We start from the raw sequence: 8,363 nt of genomic DNA on the forward strand, positions 1-8,363 counted from the left end.
TTTAGCAATGACACATTTTAGCTCGCGGCTATATTTGGACATAAAAAGACCCCCAATAATTAGTGTCCAACTATTGGGGGTCAGTTCAATCTCGGGAGCTTTTTTATTTCTTCGATTGATGCACTTACAACCCCCTCCAACTCCCCCTTTATCGACTTGAGTTGCTTCGCATTTGAATACGGCGATTAAGGGGGAGGGCTATTCTTTGCTAACTTAAGATCGCCACTCCTCTACTGATCCTGCGAATGCTAATAGTGCGCACTAGACTAACCTCGGATGTAGAACCAGTCCCTCCCCTTTGACTCGGGGTGTTGAGAGCTTAGATGCCAAATACAAGGGGAGGTTAGGAGGGGTTGGTGCATTGAACTGTGGTTTGTGAACTTGCCCCCACCAGCTCTCCCTTTTATTGACTGAAATTGCTTCGTGTTTGGATGCGGCGTTCAAGGAGAAGAGCTATTCTTTGCTAACTTAAGATCGCCACTCCTCTACTGACCCTGCGAATGCTAATAGTGCGCACTAGACTAACCTCAGATGTAGAACCAGTCCCTCCCCTTTGAATCGGGGTGTTGAGAGCGTAGATGCCAAATACAAGGGGAGGTTAGGAGGGGTTGGTACATTGAACTGTGGCTTGTGAACTTGCCCCCACCAGCTCTCCCTTTTATTGACTGAAATTGCTTCGTGTTTGGATGCGGCGTTCAAGGAGGAGAGCTATTCTTTGCTAACTTAAGCTCGCCACTCCTCTACTGACCCTGTGAATGCTAATAGTGCACAATGGACTAACCTCGGATGTAGAACTAGTCCCTCCCCTTTAACTCGGGGTGTTGAGAGCTTAGGTGCCAAATACAAGGGGAGGTTAGGAGGGGTTGGTACATTGAACTGTGGCTTGTGAACTTGCCCCCACCAGCTCTCCCTTTTATTGACTTGAGTTGCTTCGCATTTGAATACGGCGATTAAGGGGGAGGGCTATTCTTTGCTAACTTAAGATCGCCACTCCTCTACTGACCCTGCGAATGCTAATAGTGCACAATGGACTAACCTCAGATGTAGGACGAGTCCCTCCCCTTTGACTCGGAGTGTTGAGAGCTTAGATGCCAAATACAAGGGCAGGTTAGGAGGGGTTGGTACATTGAACTGTGGCTTGTGAACTTGCCCTCTCCTACAGAAAACTTATCCAGCAGCTTCGCGCTTCTCTTTAGTGACCAGCCAACACATCAACGAACCAACCGTTACCATTACGACCCCTTGCCAGAAACTGTGGCTTAGAGTGACACCCAGAATAATAGAAGAAAACAGAGCAGAGAAAATCGGCGTAAAATAAGACAAGGTTGCGAGAAACATCATATTGCCGCCAACAATCGCGATATTCCACAACCCGTAACCACCAGCCATTAAAGCTGCAGAAGCCACTAAGTACCCCATCGCTTGCCAGCTGAATGCCATTGGCGGCTCATCAGTAAAGGCGTATTTGATCCACAAAGAGATGGCTGTCGCGATAAAGAACAAAGTAATCGCGTTGTGCTTCGATTGTTGTCTTTGAGTCAGATTGCAATACACAGCCCAGATGACTGAGCCTGCAAATGCCATAAAGTAAACAATCGGATTGCTACTGATGTTCGCCAATAACTGCGTCGGTGATAAACCGCTATCACCACTGACCGTCCAAGCGACACCAATGAATGCCAACATAACTGCCGGGTACAGTAACCAGTTCGGCTTTTTGTTACTGCCCAATACCGCAAACAAAACGGTTAGTGCCGGCCATAGATAATTGACGATGGAAACTTCAATCGCCTGAGAACGAGAATTGGAGTAGCCCAATGCCAGCGCGAGGAAGATCTCGTAGCAGACAAACATCGCCCCACCCAGAACCAAATACTTGGGTGAGAAATACGACAGTTTTGGGATGCCAACCACAATCAACAGAAAAATGGAGCTCAGAGAATACAGCATGGCTGATCCACCCACGGGTCCCAAACTTTCTGTCACCAATCTTGCGATGCCTAGCAAACAGCTCCAAGAGAGAATGGCGATACAACCATAAAGGGTGAAACGAAACTGATAGGATTGCATGTTATCTATGTGACCTACTGCTCATGAATGCCAAAGGAAACTGCAGCTTAACTCAAAAATGATCCGCTTCAACGTACTCTTTTTCCAAAATCGGTATAAAAACCACTCTATTAAGCGGTTGGAGTCGATATGAAACATTTTCTGCCTTCGAGTGTCATTCTGACACCGTTTGTTGTGCGCTACTATGAGGAAGACGACGAAAGTGAAAACGTTGAAACACATTCGGAAACGCATGGTCTAGATAGTAAAGAACAATCTAAGGAACGTTCAGAGTAAAGGAATCCAATCATGAAAAAAGTCGCAGTCATTTTAAGTGGTTCAGGCGTTTACGACGGTTCTGAGATCCACGAAGCCGTATTGGCGCTCTACGCCATCGAGAAGGCAGGTGCAACTTGGCACTGCTTTGCACCTAACATTGACCAACTCCACGTCATCAATCACCTAACCGGTGACGAAATGGATGAAACACGCAACGTCTTGATCGAATCAGCTCGTATCGCTCGCGGTAACATTGACGATGTCGCCAAACTTAACGTTGATGAATACGATGCCCTACTGCTTCCAGGTGGATTTGGTGCCGCGAAAAACTTAACCGACTTCGCCGTCTCAGGCGCAGAATGTTCGATCAATACTCACGTCGCCCAAGCGTGTCGTGCATTCGCTCAAGCGGGCAAACCTGCAGGTTATTTATGCATCGCACCAACTATTATCCCTATGATTTACGATCAAGGTGTAAAAGGCACCATTGGTAACGATGAAGCCACTGCAGCAGCATTCGGTCATATGGGGGGTGAGCACGTCAATTGTCAGGTGGATGAAATCCATTTCGATGAAAAACACAACGTGCTTTCAACACCAGCTTATATGTTAGCGGAGAATATCTCCCAAGCTGCGTCAGGCATTGAAAAACTAGTAGATAAGCTAGTTAAAATCGCCTAAGTCGAAAACGTTTGCTTAAAACACACCATACGAATCCCCATTGATAGACTACATATTAATGGGGATTTTTTATACTTTAGTCTAATTGAGAGATAAACCGTACGAATCTTGTTATTTTTGCCAATCGTTTGCGTAATAAATGAGATATTTCAGCTACGTTAAGTAGGTGTTGCACCATCTCACTGTGCAACAAGACTGCCATCACACTTTCAGCCCTCAAGATACCCCTAAGGGGTTAAACTTGTCCTAGATCAATCTAAATCAAGAACGGGGTATGCCAGAGTAAATGACAGATTAAGAAAGATTATTAAAAATAACGACGGAGCAATCCAATATGACAAGTGCATTTTTTATCCCTACCGTAAACCTAATGGGCGCTGGTTGTCTGAAAGACGCAACAGACAGCATCCAATCTCAAGGCTTTAAAAAAGGTTTGATTGTTACGGATAAGATTCTTAACCAAATCGGCGTAGTAAAGCAGGTTCAAGATCTACTAACAGAACGCGACGTAGCAACTGTTGTGTTCGATGGCACTCAACCAAACCCTACTATCAGCAACGTTAACGACGGCTTAGCACTTCTTACTGATAACGAGTGTGACTTCGTTATCTCTCTAGGCGGTGGCTCACCACACGACTGTGCGAAAGGTATCGCGCTTGTTGCTTCTAACGGCGGCAAAATCGCAGATTACGAAGGCGTAGACCAATCTGCAAAACCAATGATGCCACTTATCGCAATCAACACGACTGCGGGTACTGCATCTGAAATGACGCGTTTCTGCATCATCACTGACGAAGAGCGTCACATCAAGATGGCTATCGTTGATAAGCACACGACACCGCTTATCTCTGTAAACGATCCAGAGCTAATGCTAGCTAAACCTGCTTCGCTAACTGCGGCAACAGGTATGGATGCCCTAACTCACGCGATTGAAGCTTACGTATCTATCGCGGCAACACCAATCACTGATGCGGTAGCAATCAAAGCGATTGAACTTATCCAAGCGTACCTACGCACAGCAGTGAAAAATGGTGAAGATCTAGAAGCTCGTGAACAAATGGCATATGCACAGTTCATGGCGGGTATGGCGTTCAACAACGCGTCTCTAGGCTACGTACACGCAATGGCACACCAGCTAGGTGGTTTCTACGACCTTCCACACGGTGTTTGTAACGCGATTCTTCTGCCTCACGTACAGCGTTACAACGCGCAAGTATGTCCTGAGCGTCTACGTGACGTAGCGAAAGCAATGGGCGTAAACGTAGAAGGCATGTCTGCTGAAGCAGGTGCAGCGGCAGCAATCGACGCTATCGTTACTCTAGCGAAAGATGTAGGTATCCCAGCAGGTATCAAAGAGCTTGGTGCGAAACTAGAAGACATCCCAACACTAGCAGACAACGCACTGAAAGACGCTTGTGGTTTCACTAACCCTAAACAAGCAACTCACGAAGAAATCTCTAAGATCTTCGAAGAAGCGATGTAATCTCGCTACATAAACAATTCTCTAGCCTTAATTCAATCCCCGATCTCGTATCGGGGATTTTTTACATTCTTATACAATCCATGCTCTGCAAAACGTTCTCTTTTAGTGTTAGCTTTTAAGCATTAATACGATTCATATTGGAAGGAACCATGAGAACGATTGCTGCTGCCCTACTCGCTTGTTTATCCCTTTCTGCCAACGCTGCCGAATACCGCGCTAACGAAGTGGCGAATGGATTTCAGATCCCTTGGGGGATCGAGTTCTTAGATAACCAACGCGTTATCGTTAATGAAAAGAACGGTACGGTTTCGTTGCTGGATATCACATCAGGCAAACCTCAAAAGCTGTTTAACGTCCCCGATGTGAACACCAGTGGGCAAGCTGGCTTATTGGATGTCGCGCTCGCACCGAATGCCGATAAGCAAAACCCGCAACTCTTCTTTACCTACAGCAAGCGCACGAGCAAAGGCAATACGGTGGCGTTAGCGACGGCGCAATTGCAAAACAATCAGCTTGTGGGTTGGAAAGATCTCTTTGTTGCTGATGCCATCACCGACATAGGGCGTCACTACGGCAGTCGACTTTCATTTGTAGACGACAAAGTTTACTTCTCAATCGGTGACCGTGGTGAACGTGATAATGGGCAAGACACTCAAACCCATGCTGGCAGTATTCTGCGTCTCAACCTTGATGGTTCGGTTCCGCAAGAAAACCCATTCAAACCTTCCGAAGCTCGTCCTGAGATATGGAGTTACGGGCACCGCAACCCACAAGGCATGTTTTACGACGAAACAACAAAACAGCTGTGGTCGATTGAACATGGACCACGCGGTGGCGATGAAATTAATCTAATCAAGAAAGGCGCAAACTACGGCTGGGCAAAAGTCTCTCATGGTAAAGAATATTGGGGACCGTTGGACGTCGGGGAAGCTAAGTCGTTACCGGGAATGGAAGATCCAAAGTTGGTGTACATCCCTTCTATCGCACCCAGCAATATGATTTTGTACCGTGGCGATAAATACCCAGAGTTGGACGGAAAAATCCTCGCTGGTGCATTGAAACTGGCGCACATCAACGTGGTCTCTATTGAGAATGGCAAGCTCACCGAATCAAAGAGATTGATGGAGAATCTTGGTGAGCGAGTAAGAGATATAACCATCAGCCCCGATGGTTATATCTACTTTTCTACCGACAGCGGCAAAATATTTCGTCTTGAGGAGAAATAGTTTTCTCTTAAGAGCTAGTCAGACAAAGCTAGCTCTTTAAACTCACTGCCACCGTTTCATTGTCAAAATCGAGCGTCATGGTCGAGCCCAATGGAACGGTGAGCATTGGGTGGGTATGACAGCTGTCAAAGTCATACAAAATTGGCAGTGGTTGACCGTTAAGTACTTCTAATAACACGTCTATAGGTGCTCGTCCTGTGCCTTTATCGTTGAACTTTTCATGCTTGCCGAGCACAATCGCACCAACTTTATCAAACACGCCAGAAAGCTTGAGCAGCGCAAAAGAGCGTTCGACCGTTTCAATGCCCTGCAAACAATCTTCCACTAGCAAAATATCGCCTTGTTCGATACTCGGCATAAACTTACTTGCCCAAATACCCGTCATGGTATTGAGGTTGCCACCAATCAAACGTCCGGTGATCTTGCCTTCGCCTTTAAAGTGCCACTGGTTCGCTAGCGTGTGCTTTGCGCGGTCTTGCTCGCCCCACTCTATCCATTCATCTGTCCAACCTTGAGGCATTGTGTATTGATGCGCCAATCCATCTAACGTATTCACAATCGACTCAAACGAAGCGAAGGTCTCGTCCACCAGTGGCGGGAATTCACCCAGAGATGCCACTAAAGCGGGACCATAGAAAGTAACGATGCCGGTTTGTGCATAAATGCCCATGAGAAGAGCCGTCACATCCGAATAGCCAACAATGATCTTGGGATCTTTCTTCAATGCCTCGTAATCAATGTAAGGCAGCAATGAGTTACTGTTGTAACCGCCAATGGTCGACATAATACAGCGCACTTCAGGATCACGAATCAGCGTATTCAATTCTTCTACTCGCTCTTGAATCGAACCCGAGCGATATTGGTCAGTTTTGCCCGTTAAGCTACCTGCTTTTAGCTGGTAACCATGGGATTCCACATACGCTTTGGCACGCTCAAAACGCGCTGGCGCAAATACCGTGGCTGGAGAGGATGGCGAGAAAAAGCCGATGGTGTCGCCTTTTTGTAATGGTTTAGGAATGATCATGCGCGTCCTTGTTTTGTGATACATCGTTGATTTATTTTCGTACAATCTAAGCAGAAGAATCTAAACTTAACAATAACCTTTTGTTTTTTAAAACGATAGTTCGGTTAAGTTGTACGAGGTCATTATGATTCCATTCCCTTTACAGCTCGATAAAATTAAAGCCGTGGTGTTTGATTTAGACAACACCTTGGTGAGTTCTGATATGAACTTCGGCGAATTGCGACAACAGCTAGGTTGTCCGCAGAGTGAAGATCTATTGGATTTTGTCGACGCACTTAAGCACCCTCATCATCGAGAGCACGCTCATAACGTGATATTTGATTACGAGATTTCTGATGCTGAGCAGTCTGCTCCAATGATTGGCTGCCATGAGTTGCTCGCCCACTTGCATCAAAATGAAATCAAAACCGCTATCGTGACGCGCAACTGCCAAATCGCCACGCAGCGCAAACTAGAGCACAACCAAATCTCTGTGGAGCGAGTCATCACTCGTGAATGCTTCCCGCCCAAGCCAGACCCATTGTCTTTGCAGGTGTTGGCGAAAGAGTGGCGTTTGATGCCTGATGAAGTGCTTTATGTCGGCGATTACCTTTACGACTTGCAGGCAGCGTATAACGCGCAGATGCCCTCTTGCCTTGTGCATCATGGTAATCAAGAAACCTTCAATGATTCAGCCTCATTGGCGCTTAATGAACTCAGTGATTTATTGAGCCGTTTCGAATCCTTACCACGCAAATAAAGCACACATATAAAATACGCAAACAAAAAAAGGGGCACCAACGTGCCCCTTATGACTTATTCCCGATTGTTTCATGCGTTCCCAAGGATTACTTGGGTGATGCGCCACTTAGCCTTGTAGGTAAGCGTTAAGCATCCACATTAATTTTTCTTGCTCACGGATGTAGTCACCCATCAATGCCGCTGTACCTTCGTCATCTGCTTCACCCGCGTTTTGTAGAATCTCACGCTGTTTTAGAAGTAGAACGCTAAAGCCTTGAACCAGACCTTGTACACACTCCTCACCAGAAGTCGCGTTTTGATGTTCTTTAATTTCACTTGCTTCCAAGTAGTTGCTGAATGCATGCGCTGGCGTATGACCCAAAGTTAGAATACGCTCTGCAAGCTCATCGATTTTTGTTTGTAGATCAGTATAGATTTCTTCAAATTTTACGTGCAGTTCGAAGAATTGCGCACCTTTAATGTTCCAGTGGTAACCGCGAGAGTTCATGTACAACACTTGGTAATGCGCTAGCAGTTGATTTAACTGTTGAGCTAGTTGTGCTGATTGTTCGCTGTCTAGACCAATTAGGCTTACTTGTTTGTTCATAATCTTGCTCCTAGAAGGATGATACCAATCGTAGTAACGAACGATTCTCTTACCGGGATTGATATAAAGTTTAAAAATTCTTTTGCAGTATTTGCTGCCGATGGAGTCATATTACGACTCCGGCTCGGTGAAGAAAATTTGGTTTTAGCTATGATTTAAATAGCCAAATCCAATGAGCAAGTAGACGAATATCGGCGTATCATCCAACAAAAATGTATGGTCCGCCCCGTTATTGCAACTACAATTTAGTAATAACGGAGTTGGTTTGCGCTAATGTATTCGGAGTCCACGTTG

8 protein-coding genes are annotated in these 8,363 nt (G+C 45.9%); 5 read left to right on the forward strand and 3 right to left on the reverse strand.

Annotated features, from left to right (window positions below; genetic code table 11):
* Positions 1-1,167: 1,167 nt before the first annotated feature.
* Positions 1,168-2,070, reverse strand: coding sequence for an aromatic amino acid DMT transporter YddG (yddG, locus tag VJL_RS24400; RefSeq protein ID WP_038881912.1), 903 nt, complete (start codon positions 2,068-2,070; stop codon positions 1,168-1,170).
* Between the two features lie 129 nt (positions 2,071-2,199).
* Here yddG and VJL_RS29735 point away from each other — a divergent pair, with 129 nt between their 5' ends.
* The 4 genes from VJL_RS29735 (at position 2,200) to VJL_RS24415 (ending at position 5,718) form a co-directional block, all read left to right on the forward strand.
* Positions 2,200-2,346, forward strand: a complete 147-nt coding sequence (locus VJL_RS29735) for a hypothetical protein (protein ID WP_173400290.1) — start codon at positions 2,200-2,202, stop codon at positions 2,344-2,346.
* 12 nt (positions 2,347-2,358) lie between these two features.
* Positions 2,359-3,009 (forward strand): isoprenoid biosynthesis glyoxalase ElbB, encoded by a 651-nt coding sequence (gene elbB / locus VJL_RS24405; RefSeq protein ID WP_005442612.1) that lies wholly within the window; start codon positions 2,359-2,361, stop codon positions 3,007-3,009.
* Between the two features lie 334 nt (positions 3,010-3,343).
* Positions 3,344-4,492: an L-threonine dehydrogenase gene (yiaY, locus tag VJL_RS24410; RefSeq protein ID WP_038881913.1), complete on the forward strand. Its 1,149-nt coding sequence runs from the start codon at positions 3,344-3,346 to the stop codon at positions 4,490-4,492.
* Between the two features lie 149 nt (positions 4,493-4,641).
* Complete coding sequence (locus tag VJL_RS24415; RefSeq protein ID WP_038881914.1) at positions 4,642-5,718, forward strand: PQQ-dependent sugar dehydrogenase; 1,077 nt, start codon at positions 4,642-4,644, stop codon at positions 5,716-5,718.
* Between the two features lie 28 nt (positions 5,719-5,746).
* Here VJL_RS24415 and VJL_RS24420 read toward each other — a convergent pair whose 3' ends face one another.
* Positions 5,747-6,742, reverse strand: a complete 996-nt coding sequence (locus VJL_RS24420; RefSeq protein WP_038881915.1) for a S66 family peptidase — start codon at positions 6,740-6,742, stop codon at positions 5,747-5,749.
* A gap of 124 nt (positions 6,743-6,866) precedes the next feature.
* On the opposite strand from VJL_RS24420, the gene VJL_RS24425 reads away from it, so the two are divergent.
* A complete protein-coding gene (locus VJL_RS24425) occupies positions 6,867-7,481 on the forward strand; it encodes an HAD family hydrolase (protein ID WP_038881916.1) in 615 nt (204 codons plus the stop codon).
* 108 nt (positions 7,482-7,589) lie between these two features.
* Here VJL_RS24425 and VJL_RS24430 read toward each other — a convergent pair whose 3' ends face one another.
* Complete coding sequence (locus tag VJL_RS24430) at positions 7,590-8,069, reverse strand: Dps family protein (protein ID WP_005388254.1); 480 nt, start codon at positions 8,067-8,069, stop codon at positions 7,590-7,592.
* Between the last annotated feature and the right edge of the window lie 294 nt (positions 8,070-8,363).

It is taken from the genome of Vibrio jasicida CAIM 1864 = LMG 25398 (genome assembly GCF_000400365.1).
In the GTDB taxonomy this organism is placed as follows: Bacteria; Pseudomonadota; Gammaproteobacteria; order Enterobacterales; family Vibrionaceae; genus Vibrio; species Vibrio jasicida.

Bases quoted from the DNA above. Each gene is read 5' to 3' on its own strand.
- yddG (WP_038881912.1), bottom strand. From the start codon at position 2,070: ATGCAATCCTATCAGTTTCGTTTCACCCTTTATGGTTGTATCGCCATT.
- VJL_RS24430 (WP_005388254.1), bottom strand. From the start codon at position 8,069: ATGAACAAACAAGTAAGCCTAATTGGTCTAGACAGCGAACAATCAGCA.
- VJL_RS24420 (WP_038881915.1), bottom strand. From the start codon at position 6,742: ATGATCATTCCTAAACCATTACAAAAAGGCGACACCATCGGCTTTTTC.
- VJL_RS29735 (WP_173400290.1), top strand. From the start codon at position 2,200: ATGAAACATTTTCTGCCTTCGAGTGTCATTCTGACACCGTTTGTTGTG.
- VJL_RS24425 (WP_038881916.1), top strand. From the start codon at position 6,867: ATGATTCCATTCCCTTTACAGCTCGATAAAATTAAAGCCGTGGTGTTT.
- yiaY (WP_038881913.1), top strand. From the start codon at position 3,344: ATGACAAGTGCATTTTTTATCCCTACCGTAAACCTAATGGGCGCTGGT.
- VJL_RS24415 (WP_038881914.1), top strand. From the start codon at position 4,642: ATGAGAACGATTGCTGCTGCCCTACTCGCTTGTTTATCCCTTTCTGCC.
- elbB (WP_005442612.1), top strand. From the start codon at position 2,359: ATGAAAAAAGTCGCAGTCATTTTAAGTGGTTCAGGCGTTTACGACGGT.